Raw genomic sequence first — 20,340 nt, forward strand, 5'->3', positions numbered from 1 at the left:
GTTAGCTCCTCCTTAATCGTAATGAACCCATTTTTTCTGTAAGTACAACTGCACAATTGTGATAACCATAATAATCAGTACCAATACCATGATGATAGCCGATCCGTAACCTTTGTCATTTAAAACAAACGAATGATCATAGAACAGGTACACCAGAGACTGCGAAGTTTCTAGCGCTGAGTTGGTTTTGTCGATCATCATAAAGATAACATCAAATACTTGAAGTGAGCTGATTACACTAGTGACCATTACAAAAAATAATGAAGGTGAAATTAATGGAAGCGTAATTTGGAAAAATTGTCTAAATGGACCTGCACCATCGACAGTAGCTGCTTCATAATACTCATTTGGTACTTCTTGCAACCCTGCCAATAATAAAATCATATTGTACCCAACGTTACTCCAAATTCCGACAATAATGATTGAATAAATTGCTACATTTGGGTCTGTGATCCATTCAATATTTCCTTGGTATCCTACCAAAGATAACAAGTGATTAATCAGACCGTATTCTGAGTTATAAAGCCAGCGCCATACCATCGCAATTGCTGCTGGAGCAGCAACCATCGGAAGAAAGAAGATCGTCCGATAGATACCGACTCCTTTGATTTTTTTATTTAAGAAAACCGCTATTACGGTCGATAAGACGACTGTGATTGGTACTTGTAATAAAGCGTATTTAAATGTATTCCAACAAGCTTGCCAAAATTCACTGTCTTGGATCAAACGGACATAGTTTTCTAAACCGATCCACGTTGAAAAGCCAAAACTGTTTACATTTTGAAAACTCATCAACAAAGACTGAATAGCTGGGTAAATGTTTAAAATCAATAATCCAATCGTTGTAGGAGCAATTAGCAGCCAACCCCACATGTAATCATTTCTTTTTTTAGAATTTGCATAATTTTTTTTACTTTTTACAGCGGTATTTTTATTCATCATCTCTGCAGACACCCCTTTCATTTCGATACAAAAATTGTTGACTCAAGAAGAGGTGTCACCTCTTCTCCATTTCTAAAACTTGTTTCACATTTCCCACAATTCTTGGTGCAACTTCTTTAACAGTTTGTTCACCATTAAAGACAGGCATCATTGCTTGATTCTCTTCATTTTCCCAACGAACCGTTTCTTTAGAATATGGCTTAATGACTGCGTAATCTAACATGTCCACATAAGCTTGCATATTGAATTGATTGAAATGCTCAACAAATTTATCAGCTGCATCTGTATAAGCTGGCAATGCACTCCCGTTTTCTGCTTGGATTTCCTGAGCTTCTTTAGATCCCAAAAACTCAACAAATTTCTTCGCTTCTTCAGGATGCTTAGTTGTCCCCGAAACGGAATTGGCCAAACCATTAAAAATCGTCGCTTGTTTTTCCCCTTTAGGCAAGACGGTCACATCTGCGTGTTCCGCAGTGTATTCGTTATTAGCTAATTCAGCAGTCATCCAAGTTCCAAAATAAGCCATCGCTACTCTGCCAGATTGAAAATAAGAAAGGGAACTATTTTCAGAAAACTTTTTCTGAGTAGGAGAAACGTGATGTTTTAGACTTAAATCAACATACCATTGAACCGCTTCAACCGTTTTATCGGATTCAAAACCAGAAGTGGTTTTATCATCAGAAAGCACGTACCCATCATTTTGATAAATAAAATTATGGTACCCTTCTTGTCGATTTAACGGTGCAGCAAAGCCGTAGACGCCTGCTTCTTTATCTGTCAATGCTTCCGCTGTCTCTAACAGTTTATCCCAGTCCCAAGTTTCATCCGGGTAAGCAATTCCAGCATCGTCAAACATTGTTTTGTTATACCACAGCCCGATAGTATCTACGTCTTTAGGAATGCCGTAATACCGATCATCCGATTGATATAATTCTACCAATTCTTCCGGAAACGCATCCATTTCTAAAAGTCCACTGTTATCAACAGTATCCGTCAAGTCCATTAAAATATCATTATCAGCATATTTTGAGATTTCATTCGAATGCATCCAAAAGACATCTGGCAAGCTTTTTCCGCTTGCCGCAGCTTCCATTTTCGTCCAATATTGTTCCCAAGGTGTTACCTCGACTTTTACCTTGATCCCAGGATTTTCTTCTTCGAATGCTGTGGCAATAGCCTTCATACCAGGTTCTTGAATCGCATCCCAAATACTATAATTCAAAACAACCTCTTGCTCGTTTGAACTGCTCGCAGGACCACAAGCGCTAAGGATAAGAGTTGAAAGAAGTACCGTCGTTCCGCCAATGACTCTTTTTATGGTTTTATTCATTATTTTTCCTCCATATCTCTTTTTTAGTCTCTACCAACGTTCCCTTTCAACCAAGTACTACAATTAGAAATAAAAACAATAATAACGTCTCGTTTTTATAACCAGCTTTTTTAGTCCACAAAAAAACAGAGTATAAAAAGCAGCAGAAAACACTCATGTATAAGTGTTTCTCGGCCTTTCATACTCTTATCTTAACAGAACAATAAGCGCTTTCATATAGACGGAATATAGGTAAAACATACCTTTTTATTGTTTTTTATCATTTGAATATTCACGTGGCGTCATCAGCATTTTTTTCTTAAAAATTCTGGTAAAGCTAACGCTATTTTTATAGCCCACTGCATAAGCGACTTCAGCAATGCTTAAATCAGTAGCTTCTAAGTATTCTCTGCTTTTTTGTATCCGGTAATCTAATAAATATTCTTTTGGTGTCCGATGTGTAATTTTTTTAAAAATACTTGTTAAATAAGAATCGTTTAACGACAACTGATCTGCAATGTGTGCTACTCGGAAATCTACATCCCAATAATTTTCTTTTATATAGCGAATCACTTGTTGTGTATAGTCCACTTGCTTATTGACATTCCCAATTTTTTGAATGCCGTATTCGTCTTTTTTCGACAAATTAGCTAACAATAAATAAAAGTAGCCTTGCAATTTAATGCGGCTATTAAAATCAAATGGATCAGCTGCTAAAATTGTTAACAGCAACTCTTTGCTATTTGCAAAATCTTGAACGTCACCTACTGGAAAAAGTTCATTCAATCCCATTTGCTCAAACAACTTTTCAACTGTTCGACCATCAAATCCAATCCAGCCATATTCCCAAGGTTCGGCGGCATCGGCTTTATAGTAGGATGTTGTATTCGGGTAAAGGATAAAAAATTGCCCCTCATGCAAATGGAATTGATTGTCTCCTACTTCCAACTGTCCTTTTCCCGCTAAAATAATATGAAGAATAAAGTATTCTCGAATCGCCGGGCCAAAACTGTGATTGCTGACACACTGTTCGTGTCCTTTAGTTAAGTAAAAAATATCATTGTACACTGAATCTAGTTCAAAAAAATCTTCTTTCACCTTTTTTTCCTCCAATAAAAATATGCTTAGTTACTATGAGAAAGGCTTCATTATCTCATAACCCCACTTGCTCTCTAAAGTCTTTCATATAAGAACGGCTGACAGGAATCTTCAACTGGTTTTCCAGTGTAACTTGATAGGTATGGTTAAACCAAGGTTGGATCTCATCAATTGCATTCACGTTGATTAAATATGAGCGGTGTACGCGTAAAAAAGCATGATGACAGATTTTTTTCTCAATCGCACTTAATGGTTCATTGATCGGGTATTCGCGTTTTTTTGTATAAATCGTTGTTTCCCCATTTTCAACACCCACTGCTATTATCTCTTCAATCTTTACCAAGAAGATCCGGTCATCTAATTGAACAGGAATAGCTTTTAGTGGTTCTTCTGGAAGCTCATGGACTTGTTGTTTCTCATTTTGATGTGTTTTATAAGCTTTGGTAACGGCTTGCTGAATCCGTTTTTGTTCGAAAGGCTTTAGCACATAGTCTTTCGCATTCAATTCAAAAGCTTTGATCGCATAGTCATCGTAGGCTGTGGCAAAGACGATCAATGGCGGGTTTTTCACTTGTTTGATTTTTTCAGCTAGCGTTAGCCCGCTCTCATTGGTTAAATGAATATCAAGAAAAATCAAATCCACTGTTTTTTTCAGCATTTGTTCTAACGCTTCTTCGATCGAGTCTGCTTCAGTTACCGAAGTTACCTCTTCACACTGTTCTAATAAGTAATTCAATTCATTTCTAGCCAAAGGCTCATCATCAACGATCAATGTATGCATCTTTTCATTCCTCCCTTTCACGATACGGTACAGTGCACGAAACCGCGGTTCCTTGAGTTGATGTTTCAAACTGCAGCTTTCCGCTCTCTCCAAATAAACTGATCAATCGCTTATTTAAATTTTCAAGCGCTGATCCTGTTCCTTTTTCAGACAAAACAACTTCCTTGCCTAGTTTTATTAACCGTTCAGTTTCTATTCCTAATCCATTATCTTTCACGCTGACTTGTATGCCTTGTTCGTGCTTAGTAACATCGACCCAAATTTGGTTGTCGATTTTGCGGCTTCCAAAAGCATGTTTAAACGCATTTTCTACCAATATTTGAACCAAAAAAGGCGGCACTAAAACTTCTGACAACCCGTCTTCCACTTCTATGTTTACCTGATAGCGGTCTGGAAATCGGGCTTGTTCTAAAGATAAATAAGCTTTTACTTGCTCTAGTTCTTTTGACAATGGAATCAAGTTGGTTCTCGCTCCTTGTAAATTAGACCGAAAAAAGTGGCTTAACTGAATCAATAGACTGCGGGCTTTTTCACTATCGACTCGAATCAAAGCTGAAACAGTATTGATCGCATTGAAAAAGAAATGCGGATTCACTTGAGCTTGCAGGGACTTGATTTCAGCGTCTTGCAATAGTTTTCCTTGCAACTCCATTTCGCCTAATTCAATTTGGCTGGAGAAGATATTGCCCAAGCCTTCTGCTAATTGGCGTTCGACAAAAGTTAATTTCGTCGCATCTGTAAAATACATCTTCAAGATGCCGACCGTCGCGCCTTTCGATCTCAATGGAATAACGATTGCTGCTTCAAGTGGGCAGCCTGGGAAGTCGCAGCCGATTTCATCGTGCGAATGAGCTTCTTTGATTTTTCCGCTCTTCAATACTTCTTTTGATAAATTGGTCAAAATTCCATTAGAAGGTATATGGTGATCGCTGGCTGCACCGACATGCGCCAAAATTCTTTCTTGATTGGTTATGCTGACAGCAGATACTTTAATGAACCGCATGATAATTTTTGCTGCTTCTGTACACGATCGTTCATGCATTCCTGCTCGAAAATAAGGCAGTGTTTCATTGGCCAGCTGCAAAACATCATGAGTCTGCACTGCTTTTGTTTGTTCTTCATGCCGCAAAGTCGAATCAATGATCGACAAAAAGATAGCGGTTCCCAAACTATTGATCAAAATCATCGGAAAGGCAATAAATCCGACTAATGTTAGCGACGCCAAGAAATGCCCGCCAAAAATCAAGATACACAGCATTTGAATGCTTTCCATCACTGCACCAACGATCATGCCTTCTTTTACTTTCGGGTAGCTGTTTTTGCGCATGGATCTGGCCCCATAGATTCCAGAAAACAAGCCGATCAAAATGGATGAGATCACATAAATAAACGCCGCTTCGCCTCCTTGAAAATAACGAACGATTCCAGAGATGACTCCGACACTGAGTCCAACGACCGGCCCTCCGATAAAGCCAGATACTCCAATTGTCAAAGCACGCGTATTTGCCAAAGATGCATCTGCAGATAGCGTAATGAGCAATTGATCTGACACAACTTGATCACGACTGATCGCAACACCGGTAAAATTCGAAATAATAGCAAAAATACTGAATACAATGATCAATTGAACTTTCGTTGAGAACAATTGTCGCTTGGTTAAAATCGTTTTAAAATGTTGGACGTTCATTAAAATGTACGCCACCAGAATGATCAAACCCACTCGTTCAAGCATTAAGATAAACAAATTCAACATGTCTGTAACCTCCATTACTGATACCTCTAGTTTACATCAAAACATGCCAAAAACTAATGGTTTTAAACACAAAAATAAGCTCTTTTACCGTTTAACGTAAAAGAACTTATTTCATTTCATTTTATTCTTCTGCCAAATATGCCGTTCTAAAGTTGAAGTAATCGCCATACAGGTGATATTCGATGCCTTTTAATTCAGGATTGATCAAATAATTCGATGCTCCTTGGTATAAAGGTACTTGAGCAGCATCTTCTTCAATCAAAAGGGTTTCAGCTTCTTTGTAATCAACAAATTGTTGATTGACATCATTCGCATCGACCGTCTTGGCATCTGTTACTAAAACATCAAAGTTATCGTTATGGTAATTCCCATAATTATAACTTGAATCCCCTTCGTATAAGATGAAATAATAAGCTAAGTTATTGTCGCCTGCGATCCAGCCAGAAAGAGACATCTCGTAATTAGAATCACCTCGTGATTGATTGACATTGTTTTTAGGTTGTTTGTTCAACTTAACGGTCACGCCGTCTAAGGTTTCTTGGATTTGACTTTGCACATATTCAGCTGTTCGAGCACTGGTATAATCGTCCGCCGACAGCAAGCTTATTTCAACGATATTTCCCAGTTCTTCTTGAGCCAACTCCCATTCTTCTTGAGCTTTTTCTACATCATGCGTTAGATAATCGCCGCTGTAGGCTCTGAAATCTTCCCCTGTTTCAGGATTTTGGAACAAGCCGTTTGGTATCAAACCGTTCAGAGCAACAGCGCCGTCATTTAGTACGGTATCGACTAAACTCTCTTTGTCGATCGCATAAGCAATAGCTTTACGCAAATGAACATTGCCAGCCGGAGTGCCTTCTTCTTTGTTGAAATCGATAAAGGTATTCGCAATATCGTTATGCGAAACAAAACCTTCATCATTTTGATAATGATCAACGTACTGTCCGCTGATTTTAGTCAGATCCAGCTGCTGTGCTGTGTACAAATCGATTCCTGTTTGTTCTTCTTTGATCGTATTAAAATCGATGTTTGTCAAATTGACTTCATCAGCAGCGTAATAATGTTCATTTTTTTCAAGTGACCAGTCTTCTTCCCCTTGCGTCCAGTTGCTTAAAATAAATGGCCCGCTATAAAGCACCTGTTCACTATCAGAAGCATAACTCTCGCCTTGTTCTTCTACATAAGCTTCATGCTGCGGTGCCAACCAGCCAATCGAAATCAACGTTAAAAACGATGGCAATGGCTCAGTTAATTCCACTTTAAACTCTGTATCGGATACAGCTTCAACGCCTAATTCATCTGGAGATACTTTTCCGGTCCGAGCTTCTAATCCATTGACTACGCTATCCAATAAATAAGCATTCGGTGCAGCAGATTCCGGAGTCACCATTTTTGTCCAAGAATAAACAAAATCATGCGCCGTTATTGGTTCTCCGTTACTCCACTTAGCGTCCTCTTTCAGCGTAAACGTATACGTTTTTCCGTCTTCACTGATTTCAGCTTCTTCAGCAGCTAACCCAGGCACAGGTTTACTGTTATCGTCCAAACGGTAAAGCCCTTCAAATAAATGCTGAACCACAGTAAACGTATTTTTATCGGTTGTTTGGATCGTATCTATCGTAGTTAAACTTGCCGGAACACTGACTGTCAATGTCTGATCATCCGCTTTTCCATTGCTGTTTGTTTCTGAATCTGTCCCTTGACCTGTCGCTTGTCCGCACCCTGCTGCTAGTACAGCTATCGAAGCCAATACAACCGCACCTTTTTTCCAACTTTTTATCATCTAGTCTCCAACTTTCTGCTATGTAGCCTATTTTTAATGGAACTTCTGTCTTTCTTCATTGTTTTGCACATGTCGCCATCTTCCATCTAAACACCCCTTTTCTTTATAGGATTTGATGTATCCCCCCTACTGTTTACCATCAAATCCTTACCAGTAAAACGAAATGAAATAAAAACACAAAAAAATGCCCTTTTTCAATATGTCTTAAACATATCAAAAAAGGACGTGAGAATACTATTCTACGTGTTTCCACCTTTATTCGCGAAAACATCACTATTTTCGCCTCCATAAGTACGCTTTTAACAAAAGATAAAAGTTATACTCTACCACTGTAACGGGTGGACCCGTCTAACTTTAAAGCAGCAATTGCTGTATTCAAGCCAGACACTCAAAGACCATCTTCCAATTTGTCCTCTATACCTGCTTTCACCTAACCAGGCTCTCTAAAATAGCGGAACATACTGTACTCTTCTCATCATTGTGTTTAGTTTCTATTTCATTCACTGATAAACTTATTATGACTTTAGCAAACGAACGAAAAGAAGTCAACAGCTAATCCTTAAATCTAGGAATTTAGCCCCTATAATACAAAAAGAAACTCATAGGGTTAAAAGATAAACATGCGGATTAAAAAAAGTATCTCAACGAATTTTATCTCATTAACAGAACTGCATAGAGTGTTTACGTGCCTTAATGACAGAGATTTAAGCTCCTTAAGGCACGCAAAAAAGCTAAAAGAACGTTTAATACAAACGAATGAAAAGAACTCACCTGCAAATTCTTAAACCTAAAAACCCCGTAAGCCAAATTTAAAAGATACATTCGGCTTACGGGGTTCAGAGTAGGTTATATCGCTAAATGACTGCCTAGTAAGCAACATTGAGCTTTTTATTTAACAATATTGTAGTAAATTTTTGAAGTGATACGGTAAATCAACCAATAGATCAAACTAAATGCTGCTATCACACCAATGATCGACAAGATCAAAAGCTTTTGATTGGTGATTCCAAAGACAACCAGCATTTTTTGAATGATTGGGTAAGCAAAAGCGATATGGATAACCGCAATGATGATTGGCAAGAAAAACATCCAAACAATTTGCAGACGAGTGGAATCTTTGATCATCTTTTGATCTAACCCAACTTTTTGCATGATTTGGAATTTTTCACGGTCGTCATACCCTTCGGAAACCTGTTTGAAATACGTGATCAAAACAGTCCCAATGGTAAACAACAGCCCCAAGAAGACCCCAAGGAATAGGAATCCGCCGTTCATACCATACCATTCATCCCGATTCATTTCTTTGGATTCATAACTCATTGAAGGTGTGTCGTTAAATACTGCTTTTAAATCAGCAGCATAAGCCGCTTTCTCTGCCGGACTGCCTGTCGTGTCCCAATTGATCGTTCCAGAAAGACCCGCTATAAAAGTATCGGGGTTTTGCTGCATATAATTTTGAGTCACCTTTTCAATTTCTGAAATACTTGGCAAGACCAGTACCAAAATCTCTAACAACTCACCTTGACTTTCGATATCTCCTGGAACAACTGCCATTTTCTGCAGCTGATACGTTTGTTCTCCTAACGAAAGTGTTTGTCCCTTCAAAGTATCTTTTGAATGATAATACAACGCTTCATTCTCTCCTAGTTCCATCGTTTCATCCGTCCATTGATTGTAATCTTCCAATGGAAGGATAATGACAGATACTATAGAAGTAAAGTCAGTGAGTGAGGTACTCTCTGGTATCACAAATTTATTCTTTTCAAGCATTCCAAGGAGTGTTTGGTATCTGTAGCTTTCCAGCTGATCAATTTTTAAATCAGCGGCTGCAGTCTGCTCATCAATGGTTGTTTTGATCTGTTCCATCTCAGGCAGCTGACTATTTCCTGCCGATTCTTCTTGTTCTCCGCCATAGATCGTTACCGCATTCTCAAATGGGAAACGGTTATCCAAAGTCTCTTCTGTACCGACAAACATCGCAACAGTTGTCGATAAAGCCACAATAACCATGGTAGCCAGAATACAAATATTGGCTAAACCCACCGCATTTTGTTTCATGCGGTACAGCATTCCTGAGATGGAAATAAACGGACCAGGACGGTAATAGAATTTCTTGTTTTTCTTTAAAGCTTTAAGAATAAAAATCGATCCGGAAATAAAGAACAGATAGGTACCGACGATCACTAGTAAAACCGCTATAAAGAAATACTGAAGTGCATCGATCGGATTATCGATCGACAAGGAGATCCAATAACCGCCTGCCAGCAAACCGACTGAAAGGATGAACAAAACAATCGATCCTTTTGGTTCTTTTTCCCCTTCTTTACGGCCTTTTAATAATTTGATCGGATTAGAAAATGTTACTTGGCTGATATTGTAAAGCAGCCCGATCAAGAAAATGCCGATAAATAAAGCGGCCGTCAGCAAGACTTTGTCTAAAGAACCCGTATATTCCATCGGTTCAGGTAAATTCAACATGTAATTCAAGAACATGAAAAACAATTTCCCGAATACTTGCCCGGTGATCAACCCAGCTGTGATACTAAAGAAACTTGTCAATACCATTTCCAGCATCAGAACTTTCGCCACGTGTTTCTTCCCTAAGCCCAATATACCGTAAAGGCCGATTTCTTTTTTTCGGCGTTTGATCAGAAAGCTGTTGGTATATAGAATAAAGATAAACGAAAACATTCCGACCACAACAGCCCCAAAGCCAAACAACATAGGCAATGTACTTGAACGGCCTTGGACAAATTCATTGGTCAATAACGAGACCATCAAAAAGAACATGGCTACTGTCATCGTAGAAGAAAGCACGTATGGCAAATACGTTTGCATGTTAGATCGAATATTCCGCACGGCTAATTTGGCGAAAAATTTAGTGTTCATACTGCTCACCTCGGCTAGATAAGACTCTCATGGATTGGGCAATATGATCCATAAATTCTTCCGCAGTTTGATCGCCTCGGTAAATTTCATGGTAAACAGCTCCATCTCGGATAAACAAGACTCGGTTCGAGTAGCTGGCTGCCCGCGCACTATGCGTGACCATCATGATCGTTTGTCCTGATTCGTTGATCCGTTCAAATGTTTCCAACAAATTTTGTGAAGCTCGTGAATCCAATGCTCCAGTCGGTTCATCTGCCAAAATGATTTTAGGGTTGGTGATCAAGGCTCTGGAAACAGCTACCCGTTGTTTTTGTCCGCCTGAAACTTCATACGGATAATTATCCAAATAAGCTTCTATTCCTAAATTCTTAACGATTGGTTGGATGCGGCTTTCCATTTCAGCGACCGGTGTATTGGATAAAACCAGCGGCAATAAGATATTGTCGCGAATTGTAAAGTTATCCAATAAATTAAAATCTTGAAACACAAATCCCAATGTATTCCGGCGAAAAGCAGAGATTTCGCGGTCTTTGATTTTAGACAACGGCTTGCCGTCTAAATAAACTTCTCCGCTGCTGGCGGTATCCAATGTTGAGAGGATATTCAGTAACGTTGTTTTCCCCGATCCTGATTCCCCCATGATAGAAACGAACTCCCCATTTTCAACTGAAAAATTAACGTTTGTCAGTGCTTCTGTTTGTTGACTCGAAAAACGAGCGGTATAAACTTTTTTTACATTCTTAACTTCTAATAAAGGCATATGCTACCTCCTCCTCTTCTACTCTTACATCTTATGATAAATAAGGATACCTTGCATTTACCTAGTCTTACAAAACAGAAAAACAACCTTACAGTTTTGTAAGGCTGCTTATTTTTCATCACATTTAATCAAATAGCTCTAATTCTTTTCTAGCTAAATTGATAAATACTTTTGTTCCTTCTCCCAGCACTGATTCGATCGTCAATTGGTGACCCAAACGCTGAACAATTTTCTGGCTTAGAAAAAGACCTAGGCCTGTTGATTTTTCATGGAGTCGTCCATTCAGACCAGAATAGCCTTTTTCAAAAATCCTCGGCAAGTCTTCGGCGCGAATGCCCATGCCATTATCTTCAATGACCAATGTTTCTGAGTTTTCAGAATCTAAGTAAATTTTGATAGTGCCTCCGGTCGTGTACTTCAGGCTGTTCGACAAAATCTGTTCCAGTAAAATTTGAAGCCATTTGCCATCAGTCAAAACAGATATCTGAGTATCTTTATATTCCAATGAGATATGGTTATAAATAAAGATAATCGAGTATTTTTTGATTGTTTTCTTAATAATATCATCCAAATCAATTTCAGCGAAATCTAAATCTGTGCCGCTCTCTTCAATTTTCAAATAATTCAAGGCCATATGCGTGTAATCTTCCAACCGCAGCAATTCTTGCTTCACTTGTTTCGTCAGCGGTTGTTTAGGCTGGCTTTGCATCAATAGGCTGATTGCCGCGATTGGTGTTTTGATTTGATGCAGCCAAAGGGTGAAATACTCCAACTGCTCACTGTTTTTTTCGCTGAACCGCTGCTCCGTTTCACGCAATTGTGCTACTAAGGAAAGGATTTTTTCTTGATACAATTCATCTGCCGGATCTATGTTCTTAGGCAAATGATTTTCCAAGTCTATATTATCTTTCTGGATACCGTGCAACATTTCGTATCTTTTAGCATAGCGGTATAATTGCGCCAACAAATAAAGAAGAAATAAAAAGGCCGTCAGTTCAATCGTATAAAATAATAAATCTAATGGCAACTGGCCTAACCAGTAAACGGCACTAAAAAATAACAGCATGCCGCTATACAGAATAAATTGGGGACGCATGGCTTTAAAAAAAGAGGTGAGCAGCTGCTTATTTATCGATTTAATAAGAATCATCTCCTTTGTTCAAGCCGTAGCCCCACCCTTTTTTTGTCAAAATGAACTCCTTTAATCCGATGGCGGTCAGCTTTTTGCGCAACCGAGCGATATTGACGGCCAATGTATTGTCGTCGATGAAAGATTCATCTTCCCATAACTTGACCATGATGTCTTCTCTTGATACATACTCGCCTTTAGATAAAAATAACAATTCCATGATCTTCAGTTCATTACGGGTCAGTTCTATTTCTTGTTCTTGGTATTGGAGCTTTGATTCCCCTAATTTTAGAATCGCCTGATGATGCGTTAAAAAATTTTCCGCATCATTAAAATCGTAAGTTCTTCGCAAAAGCGCCTGCACTTTTGCAACAGCGACCGTCAAATCAAAAGGCTTGCTGATAAAGTCATCTGCTCCCATTTGGATGGCCATCACAATATCAATATTCTCGTTGCGCGAAGAAATGAAAATAATCGGAACTTGTGAAAACTTGCGTATTTCCTGACACCAATAATACCCATTGAAATACGGCAGCTGAATGTCCATCAACACCAATTGAGGTGCTTCTGCTATGAACTCTTCAATGATCGTATTAAAATCGGTCACTACTACTGCTTCATATTGCCACCGTTGCAGTTCATCGCGCAGCACATGAGCAATCGTCAAGTCATCCTCGACGATCATGATTTTAAACATCGTATCCCTCCTAACTGTTTTTTCAATTCTATGCTGCTTATGCTTACCTTATGCTATCTCTTTCTATTTCCTTAAGGGCTACTTGTTTCAAATTCTTGTGATTCCCTAAATTGGATAGAATCAATACTGAAACGAGAACGATGATGATCCCCATGATTTCGTATAGACCAAATATTTGTTTGAACACAAAGACCGAAAAGACAGCTGCTAGCAGCGGCTCTAAAGCAGTCATGATGCTGGCTAACGAGGCTTCAATGTAATTCAGACTTGCTAAATATGAAATAAAAGAAAAAGCCGTACCAAATAGAACAATCACAGCTAATAACAAGTAACTTTGTCCTGTCATTTTAAATCCTGGCTGCCAGAATGGATGAATAAATTGGAAGAGGATCCCGCCAATCAACATTCCCCACCCAACAATCATCGGCGGACCGTATTTTGTTAGCAGATTGCGAGGCTGCAAGGTATAGAATACTACTGCTATTGCTGATCCGATACCTAAAAGAAATCCAAGCGGTGACACAGACATTTGTGTAAAATTCCCATTTGTTACAATGAGCAGTACACCAAAAAAAGTCGTAAAAACTAAGAATAATTCCTGTACTTTCAAGTGTTTCTCGCCTCTCAGCAGCATATAAAAATAAACAAAAAGAGGAGCTGTAAATTGTAAGATAGTAGCTACTGAGGCACTGCTTACTTCAATAGTTTTAAAGAACAAATATTGAACGCCTACCATACCAAAAATGGAAAATAACGCTAACTGTATTAAGTCTTTACTGTTGCGAATAATGGCAAAGATGTTGTCCTTTTTAACCATACTACTATAAAGCAAAATCAAAATCCCCGCTGACAATAATCGTGTGCTTACCAGCCACTCAGTTGATGCAGAGTAACGATTAAAGAGCACTTGCGCAACGACGCCTGACAATCCCCACATACTCCCGCCAAAAGCAGCTAATAAAATTCCTTTTAATTTTGTATCCATTTTTATCCCTCCATTAATAGTGTTCTTAAAAATGCATCAATGGGTTTGCACTTAGTTGATTGAATAGTGCTATTGCCTGCACAACTTTTATAAAGAACTCTGTTCCATCTTTTAAAAGATGGCTGTTTTCTGATTGCAACAAGGTATTCGCTCGAGAAACAACACACCTCGTTGCTCTAGTATACTATCAAACAGACAAAATATCTTTTCAAATTTTACTAAGCCGGAAATCCTATCCTCTTTCTCTACCAATGCCTTTTTTTTGAAGAAATACCTGAAAAAGACTACAATTAAATAAATAGGAGTAATACACAGAAAGAGGGCACATAATATGACCGAGACACCACTAGAACAAACCACAAAAATAGAACAGCAACTGATTGAGTTTCGCAGATTATTGCATTCAGAACCAGAATTAAGCGAGAACGAATTTAAAACGCAAGAAAAAATTATCGCTAAGTTGGAAGAATTTGGTATTCCGTATAAAAAAGTCGGAAAAACATCGACGATTGCAACAATCAAAGGCAAAAGTCCTGGAAAAACCGTCGCTTTACGTGCAGATATCGATGCTTTGCCGATCAACGAGGACCTAGGCTTAGATTTTCAATCTAAAAATCCTGGCGTTATGCACGCTTGTGGACATGACGCTCATACAACGATGGCCATGGGCGCTGCAAAAATATTAAATGAATCAAAAGAAAGCTTCGACGGAGAAGTCCGTATTTTCTTTCAAGAAGCGGAAGAAACATTTGAAGGAGCGAAAAAAATTGTCGCTGATGGAGGAATGGATGGCGTGGATGCGGTATTCGGCATGCACAATTACAATACTATTCCGACAGGATCTTTTTATTCTGGAGCCGGCGATTTGTTTTCTGGTTGCGATACGCTTTACGTAACGTTTACTGGAAAATCCGGCCACGGCGGAACTCCTCAACTAGGGAAAGACTCTTTCACTCCGGCTGCTCAATTTGCACTTGATTTGCAGCAAATCATTGCTAAAAATATTGATTCCCGCGATCCGGTTGTTTTAAATATTGGACGTTTTGCAAGTGGAACAAAAGCCAATATCGTTCCGAAAGAATCGACGATGGATATTTCTATGCGCTACTTTGATGAAGATAGCCGCGATATTGGGCATGAAGCCATCAAACGTCACGCTCAAGCTTTTGCGGACATGTATGAAATCACTGTCGATGTAACCATTGAGCCAAGTACTCCTCCAACTAAAAATGATGCAGCTCTAGCAAAAATAGCGACTAGCGCCGGCATGAAAATATTCGGTTCAGATAAAATTTCCGAATTTCCAAGAGCAATGAATTCCGAAGACTTTTCTTACTATCTGCAAGAAGCTCCTGGTGTTTATGGCATTATCGGAATCTACAATGAGAAAAAAGGCACCACTCATGCCCCTCATGATGACCACTATGAACTGGACGAAGATATTTTAAAACTAGGTGCCGCATGGCATGTTGAATTTGCCTTAGAGTTTTTAGGGACAGCCGACAACTAAAATCAAAAGAAGCTTATACCGATAAAAATTCGGTATAAGCTTCTTTTTTGTCTTTTTTTACTATCAGCTCTTTGGTTCAGCAACTGGTAGGGGTTGATTCGTCCGTTCACCATTAGAAGCAAACGTACCGATCGGCAAGTGATCGTTCAGCAATTCATCTGTTGGATCCAAGTTTTCTTTTTGCGTCTTCCCTGTTTTCCAATAGACTGCCAGAATAGCGAGTGTTGCAAGGACGCTGACGATATAGGTTAAGGGCGTTAGTCCCATTCGGAATCCTATGGGTTCGCTAAAAATATAAACCACACAGGCAAATAACATAAAGATACCGGGAACAAGCGTTACAATATAATTCTTTCCTTTTAAGTAAAGGTAACGCGTCGAAACCAATAGTGCAATGACAGCCGTAACTTGATTAGCCCAGTTGAAATATCTCCACAAAATATTAAAGTCCGCTTTAGTCAAAAGAAACGAAATAGCGTAAAGCGGTATGGTGACCATCAAGATTTTCTTCAATGTATCTTGTTTAATGTTTAAGTAATCTGCTAGTATCGTCCGTAAACTTCTAAAAGCAGAGAGCCCAGAAGAGATTGGCAAGACGATAACGCCAATGATAGCAATCGTTCCTAGTACATTGCCCAGCAATAGAACCGAAACTTGGTTCACTACAGCTGATGGTGTCCCTGCATCGATCATTTGGCTAAGCGTTTTTCCGTCAAATAACGACATTGAAGCTGCTGTCCAAATCATCGCAATCACACCTTCAGCAATCATCATGCCGTAAAAAGTAAATCGCCCTTCTTTTTCATTTGTAGACGTTCTTGAAACCATCGGTGCTTGTGTCGCATGGAAACCTGATAACGCACCACAAGAAATGGTAAAGAACAAAGCTGGAAAAATCGGTGTACCTTTTGGATTAAAGTTCTTCATCGTCGCCAAGTTCAGATTCGGTATATTGTGGCCGCCAAAAATCAAACTCCCTCCAATCGCGATTGTACTGATGATCAAGATTGCTCCAAACCATGGATACACTTTTCCTAAAGCTTTATCGATCGGCAAAATTGTTGAAATAATGTAATAGACAAAAATCAATATGGTGATGACCCCTAACGTTAACCAGTCAGGTGTGATGCTTTTGATCAGGTTGGCTGGTGACGTAACAAAAACGGTTCCCACTAACATCAAAAGCAAGATAGAAAATAGGTTGACGACATGTTTGACCGGTTTTCCTAAATATTTGCTGGCCAATTCTGGCAAATGTGCTCCATCATTTCTTAATGAAATCATTCCCAGCATATAATCGTGAACGGCTCCTCCAAAAATACAACCGATCACGATCCAAAGATAAGCTACGGGACCATAAAGCGCTCCCATTATCGGTCCAAAAATTGGACCTGTTCCTGCAATGTTTAATAACTGAATAATAGCATTTTTTGATTTAGACATCGGTACAAAATCATACCCGTCTTTTAAAGCTTCTGCAGGAGTTGTTCGCTCAGGATCAATGGTAAAATTCTTTTCGATATAACGACCATAAAAAATATACCCTACGATCAGTAACGCAATCCCACCTAATAAAGTAATCATTTTTTTACCTCCTTGTTTATGATAAATACACTAAACCAACTTAAAGAATGATTTCTTTTGATAAGTATAGTGTACTCGTAAATAAACATCATGGAGGCGTTTCCATACGAAATGACAAAAAAGCAGGCTAAGATGCACGCCTGCCGTTCTGAAATGCTATGGGGTTATCTTTATCTAATTACATATCTATTTCAAAAAAAATTATCTCATCCAATGTTAATGAAAAATGCCGATTTAAACTCTTTGTGGCATTCAAAAGGAGGTTATGTGCCTTAAGGATAGAGAAATAAACTCGTTGCGGTACTCAAAAGAGGTTTGCATACCTTATTGCTAGAAATTCAAACTCTTTAAGGTACTTAAACAGGATTTGCGTACCTTGTGAGTAAAGATTTGAACTGTTTGAGGTACTCAAAAAAATGAAAAAATGTTTAAACTAGACTAAAAAAATGGTACTCATCTTCGAACGCTAAAAAATTTTGTGATTTTAAATTTCATTGGGCCGAAGAATCACAGCTAGTTTTATTTTAACAATAGCAACCTATTTTTGATAATGGTATTTTTTCTTTCTATCTATGTTAAAATAAATTTAAAACAAAGGAGGCTAATGATGTTACCTATTTTAGAAATAAAGAACCTTAAGAAATCGTTTGGTTCAAACGAAGTATTAAAAGGTGTGGATTTTGCGGTTTACCCCGGTGAAATCATCGGATATATCGGTACTAACGGTGCGGGAAAAAGCACTACTGTCAAAATGATTTTGGGGTTGCTGAAACCTGATAGCGGAGAAATTACTATTTTCGGAAAACCATTAATTCAAAATGAAACGGTTTATAAAAACCGCATTGGATATGTACCGGAAAATGCTGATTTATATGAAACTTTGACAGCAGAAGAATATTTTTTATTTGTCGGACAGTTGTATGGTTTAAGTGAACCGGATATTCAGCAAAAAAGTTTTGCCATGATGGCAGCTATGAAGATCGAATCTGCTTTTCGCAACAGACTCTCAACGTTTTCCAAAGGAATGCGCCAAAAAGTACTGATCATATCCAGTTTATTACATAACCCTGACATTCTTTTTTGGGATGAACCGCTAAATGGGCTAGATGCCAATAGTGTGCTGGTCATCAAAGAACTATTAGCTCAATTAAAAATGGAAGGAAAAACGATTTTTTATTCTTCCCATATTATGGATACAGTTGAAAAACTTAGTGATCGTATTTTAATTCTTAATAATGGACAAATCGTTGCGGACGGTCCTTTTAATGAAATCCGACATGAAGCGGAAGGTACTTTAGAAGATTTATTTAATGAATTGACCGGCTTTGATGAACAACAGCAACTTGCTCAAGACTTTGTACAAGCCATGAAGGGGGAAGATAGTGATGCTTAAGCCGCTTCCTTCAAAAGAGCCGCTTTATTTAAAAATATTGGATGCCTTCTCTTCTCTTTATGAAAAGAATGGAGTGGATTATGATCAGCTGCGGTTGATTGTGAAAACAAAAATCATGATGGACGGCCGTGAGCCTAACCCCATCGTGCAGAACGGAAAAAATAAAGAAGATAAAAATTCTTTTTTCTCTTCTTTGATTTTATACTTTATTATTAGTACTTTTATGATCGTTATCTTATTTTTCGGCGACAGTTTGATTTTACAGTATACATTCTATTTTAGTTACCTGTTTGTTATGCTGCTGTCTACGATGATTGCTAGTTTTTCTTCTATACTATTGGATACGAAAGATCAGATTCTGATTGGCACAAAGCCGGTGACTGGCCAAACGCTCAGCGCAGCTAAAGCTACTCATATTTTTGTCTACTTGTTCTCTTTGACTGTAGCGTTGGGCGGTCCAGTGACCATCGCATCTTATTTTGTTCATGGACTGATCGCTGGATTGCTCGTCACCTTGTTGACCATTATTTTTAGTTTTTGGACGCTGCTGTTTACACTAGTTATCTATGCTGCCATCCTGAAACGGTTCAATGGAGAAAAATTAAGAAACATCATCGCTTACAGTCAAATCGGCTTATCTATCTTTACTATTTTGGGCTATCAATTGATTGGGCGGATATTTGATATTGTAGATGTCTCCATTGTGTACCAGCCAGAATTTTGGCATATTCCATTATTTCCATTGTGGTTCGCCGCTCCGCTGGGTTTGCTCCAAGAAGGCGCCAATACGTATTATGTCCTCTACACTTTGTTATTTGTAGTTGCAACTGTCCTGTTCTTTTTCTATTACAAAAAGAACAGCGCCCAATTGGAACAAAACATTCAAAAACTGACCGATCAAAATGAATCCATTAAAGAACACAACTGGTGGATGAATCGAACCAAGAATGTACTTTGTCTCACTAAAACAGAACGGCCTTATTACCAATTCACATGGAAAATCATTCAAAACGAACGCGAATTTAAAACCAGAGTCTATCCGTCATTAGCCGCTTCTTTTATCATCCCGTTTATTTTTATCTTTAACAGTTTCAGCAGCGGTATGACACTCAGTGATATTAGGGAAAATAGTTTTCCGTACTCTGTTTACATCACGCTCTTCATGATTCCGCAATTGGCTTCTTCGTTGCATTATTCATCTTCTTATAAAGGTGCTTGGATTTTCCGAATGAGTCCGCAAAGCGATGACGGCTTGTTTGTAAGAGCTGCTGGAAAAGCTGTCTGGATGAGGCTGATCGTACCTTTTTACGCAGTATTGGGAGGTTTATTGTTGTTCTTATTCGGCTGGGATGACCTTTCTGTTATCCTCAATGGCTTCTTAGCCACAACAGTTATCTTTTTCGCATACCTAAAAGCGACGATGAAAACTTATCCTTTTTCACAAAAATTTACTGCTGCAGACAGTACCAATGAGTTCGTGATGATTATCCTTTTGTTTCTTTTTGCTGGTCTATTAGGATTGATCAACTTCTTTACCCGCTCCTTTATTCCGCTCGGCAGCTGGTTAATGACACTTATTTTGGCTGTTAGTGCACTTTACTATTTGTTTAAAACGTATAAAAGCAGTTTGTTCAAACAAACGTAATGCAACATGGTCTAAGTGATTTCTCTATATGAAAAAAACGATAAGAAGCTAAGATATAAGTCTTAGGCCTCCTTATCGTTTT

Annotated in this window: 15 protein-coding genes and 1 other annotated feature; of the genes, 3 read left to right on the forward strand and 12 right to left on the reverse strand. The window is 38.5% G+C overall.

The genetic code is table 11. The features are described 5' to 3' along the window. Positions 1 to 12: 12 nt before the first annotated feature. The 11 genes from JHE06_RS07520 to JHE06_RS07570 form a co-directional block, all read right to left on the reverse strand. Entirely contained in the window at positions 13 to 942 is a 930-nt protein-coding gene (locus tag JHE06_RS07520) for a carbohydrate ABC transporter permease (RefSeq protein ID WP_236253479.1), read from the reverse strand. A 55-nt stretch (positions 943 to 997) separates the two neighbouring features. Beyond that, on the reverse strand, positions 998 to 2,272 hold the full coding sequence (locus tag JHE06_RS07525; protein ID WP_201088375.1) for an ABC transporter substrate-binding protein: 1,275 nt from the start codon (positions 2,270 to 2,272) through the stop codon (positions 998 to 1,000). A gap of 246 nt (positions 2,273 to 2,518) precedes the next feature. After that, entirely contained in the window at positions 2,519 to 3,349 is an 831-nt protein-coding gene (locus JHE06_RS07530; protein ID WP_201088376.1) for an AraC family transcriptional regulator, read from the reverse strand. 55 nt (positions 3,350 to 3,404) lie between these two features. Continuing rightward, a complete protein-coding gene (locus JHE06_RS07535) occupies positions 3,405 to 4,130 on the reverse strand; it encodes a LytTR family transcriptional regulator DNA-binding domain-containing protein (protein WP_058918788.1) in 726 nt (241 codons plus the stop codon). A gap of 4 nt (positions 4,131 to 4,134) precedes the next feature. Continuing rightward, positions 4,135 to 5,883, reverse strand: coding sequence for a sensor histidine kinase (locus JHE06_RS07540; RefSeq protein WP_058918789.1), 1,749 nt, complete (start codon positions 5,881 to 5,883; stop codon positions 4,135 to 4,137). 121 nt (positions 5,884 to 6,004) lie between these two features. After that, positions 6,005 to 7,666 carry a peptide ABC transporter substrate-binding protein gene (locus JHE06_RS07545; RefSeq protein WP_201088377.1) on the reverse strand — a complete coding sequence of 554 codons (1,662 nt, stop codon included), beginning with the start codon at positions 7,664 to 7,666 and terminating at the stop codon, positions 6,005 to 6,007. Between the two features lie 216 nt (positions 7,667 to 7,882). Continuing rightward, positions 7,883 to 8,154, reverse strand: a binding site (T-box leader). A 400-nt stretch (positions 8,155 to 8,554) separates the two neighbouring features. After that, the gene (locus JHE06_RS07550) at positions 8,555 to 10,555 is read right to left on the reverse strand and encodes an FtsX-like permease family protein (protein WP_082664179.1); all 2,001 of its coding nucleotides are present in this window, start codon (positions 10,553 to 10,555) and stop codon (positions 8,555 to 8,557) included. Beyond that, positions 10,545 to 11,315 carry an ABC transporter ATP-binding protein gene (locus JHE06_RS07555; RefSeq protein WP_058918790.1) on the reverse strand — a complete coding sequence of 257 codons (771 nt, stop codon included), beginning with the start codon at positions 11,313 to 11,315 and terminating at the stop codon, positions 10,545 to 10,547. Before JHE06_RS07555 ends, JHE06_RS07550 begins: the two co-directional genes overlap by 11 nt. Positions 11,316 to 11,439: 124 nt before the next feature. Then, positions 11,440 to 12,465: a sensor histidine kinase gene (locus JHE06_RS07560; protein ID WP_236253480.1), complete on the reverse strand. Its 1,026-nt coding sequence runs from the start codon at positions 12,463 to 12,465 to the stop codon at positions 11,440 to 11,442. Next, a complete protein-coding gene (locus JHE06_RS07565; protein ID WP_201088378.1) occupies positions 12,452 to 13,141 on the reverse strand; it encodes a response regulator transcription factor in 690 nt (229 codons plus the stop codon). Before JHE06_RS07565 ends, JHE06_RS07560 begins: the two co-directional genes overlap by 14 nt. A 43-nt stretch (positions 13,142 to 13,184) precedes the next feature. After that, positions 13,185 to 14,126 carry a DMT family transporter gene (locus JHE06_RS07570; RefSeq protein WP_201088379.1) on the reverse strand — a complete coding sequence of 314 codons (942 nt, stop codon included), beginning with the start codon at positions 14,124 to 14,126 and terminating at the stop codon, positions 13,185 to 13,187. 331 nt (positions 14,127 to 14,457) lie between these two features. Between JHE06_RS07570 and JHE06_RS07575 the strand changes: the two genes are divergently transcribed. After that, positions 14,458 to 15,636 (forward strand): M20 family metallopeptidase, encoded by a 1,179-nt coding sequence (locus JHE06_RS07575; RefSeq protein WP_058918794.1) that lies wholly within the window; start codon positions 14,458 to 14,460, stop codon positions 15,634 to 15,636. A gap of 63 nt (positions 15,637 to 15,699) precedes the next feature. Here JHE06_RS07575 and JHE06_RS07580 read toward each other — a convergent pair whose 3' ends face one another. Next, positions 15,700 to 17,220: a carbon starvation CstA family protein gene (locus JHE06_RS07580; RefSeq protein WP_201088380.1), complete on the reverse strand. Its 1,521-nt coding sequence runs from the start codon at positions 17,218 to 17,220 to the stop codon at positions 15,700 to 15,702. 604 nt (positions 17,221 to 17,824) lie between these two features. Between JHE06_RS07580 and JHE06_RS07585 the strand changes: the two genes are divergently transcribed. Both JHE06_RS07585 and JHE06_RS07590 read left to right on the forward strand, forming a co-directional pair. Beyond that, the gene (locus JHE06_RS07585) at positions 17,825 to 18,613 is read left to right on the forward strand and encodes an ABC transporter ATP-binding protein (protein WP_201088381.1); all 789 of its coding nucleotides are present in this window, start codon (positions 17,825 to 17,827) and stop codon (positions 18,611 to 18,613) included. After that, on the forward strand, positions 18,603 to 20,258 hold the full coding sequence (locus tag JHE06_RS07590; protein ID WP_201088382.1) for a hypothetical protein: 1,656 nt from the start codon (positions 18,603 to 18,605) through the stop codon (positions 20,256 to 20,258). Before JHE06_RS07585 ends, JHE06_RS07590 begins: the two co-directional genes overlap by 11 nt. The last annotated feature ends 82 nt before the right edge of the window (positions 20,259 to 20,340 follow it).

Source organism: Carnobacterium sp. CS13 (assembly GCF_016653495.1).
In the GTDB taxonomy this organism is placed as follows: Bacteria; Bacillota; Bacilli; order Lactobacillales; family Carnobacteriaceae; genus Carnobacterium_A; species Carnobacterium_A antarcticum.

Coding starts and splice junctions, on each gene's coding strand:
- JHE06_RS07520 (WP_236253479.1), bottom strand. CDS start 942: ATGATGAATAAAAATACCGCTGTAAAAAGTAAAAAAAATTATGCAAAT.
- JHE06_RS07525 (WP_201088375.1), bottom strand. CDS start 2,272: ATGAATAAAACCATAAAAAGAGTCATTGGCGGAACGACGGTACTTCTT.
- JHE06_RS07535 (WP_058918788.1), bottom strand. CDS start 4,130: ATGCATACATTGATCGTTGATGATGAGCCTTTGGCTAGAAATGAATTG.
- JHE06_RS07540 (WP_058918789.1), bottom strand. CDS start 5,883: ATGTTGAATTTGTTTATCTTAATGCTTGAACGAGTGGGTTTGATCATT.
- JHE06_RS07545 (WP_201088377.1), bottom strand. CDS start 7,666: ATGATAAAAAGTTGGAAAAAAGGTGCGGTTGTATTGGCTTCGATAGCT.
- JHE06_RS07550 (WP_082664179.1), bottom strand. CDS start 10,555: ATGAACACTAAATTTTTCGCCAAATTAGCCGTGCGGAATATTCGATCT.
- JHE06_RS07555 (WP_058918790.1), bottom strand. CDS start 11,315: ATGCCTTTATTAGAAGTTAAGAATGTAAAAAAAGTTTATACCGCTCGT.
- JHE06_RS07560 (WP_236253480.1), bottom strand. CDS start 12,465: ATGATTCTTATTAAATCGATAAATAAGCAGCTGCTCACCTCTTTTTTT.
- JHE06_RS07565 (WP_201088378.1), bottom strand. CDS start 13,141: ATGTTTAAAATCATGATCGTCGAGGATGACTTGACGATTGCTCATGTG.
- JHE06_RS07570 (WP_201088379.1), bottom strand. CDS start 14,126: ATGGATACAAAATTAAAAGGAATTTTATTAGCTGCTTTTGGCGGGAGT.
- JHE06_RS07575 (WP_058918794.1), top strand. CDS start 14,458: ATGACCGAGACACCACTAGAACAAACCACAAAAATAGAACAGCAACTG.
- JHE06_RS07580 (WP_201088380.1), bottom strand. CDS start 17,220: ATGATTACTTTATTAGGTGGGATTGCGTTACTGATCGTAGGGTATATT.
- JHE06_RS07585 (WP_201088381.1), top strand. CDS start 17,825: ATGATGTTACCTATTTTAGAAATAAAGAACCTTAAGAAATCGTTTGGT.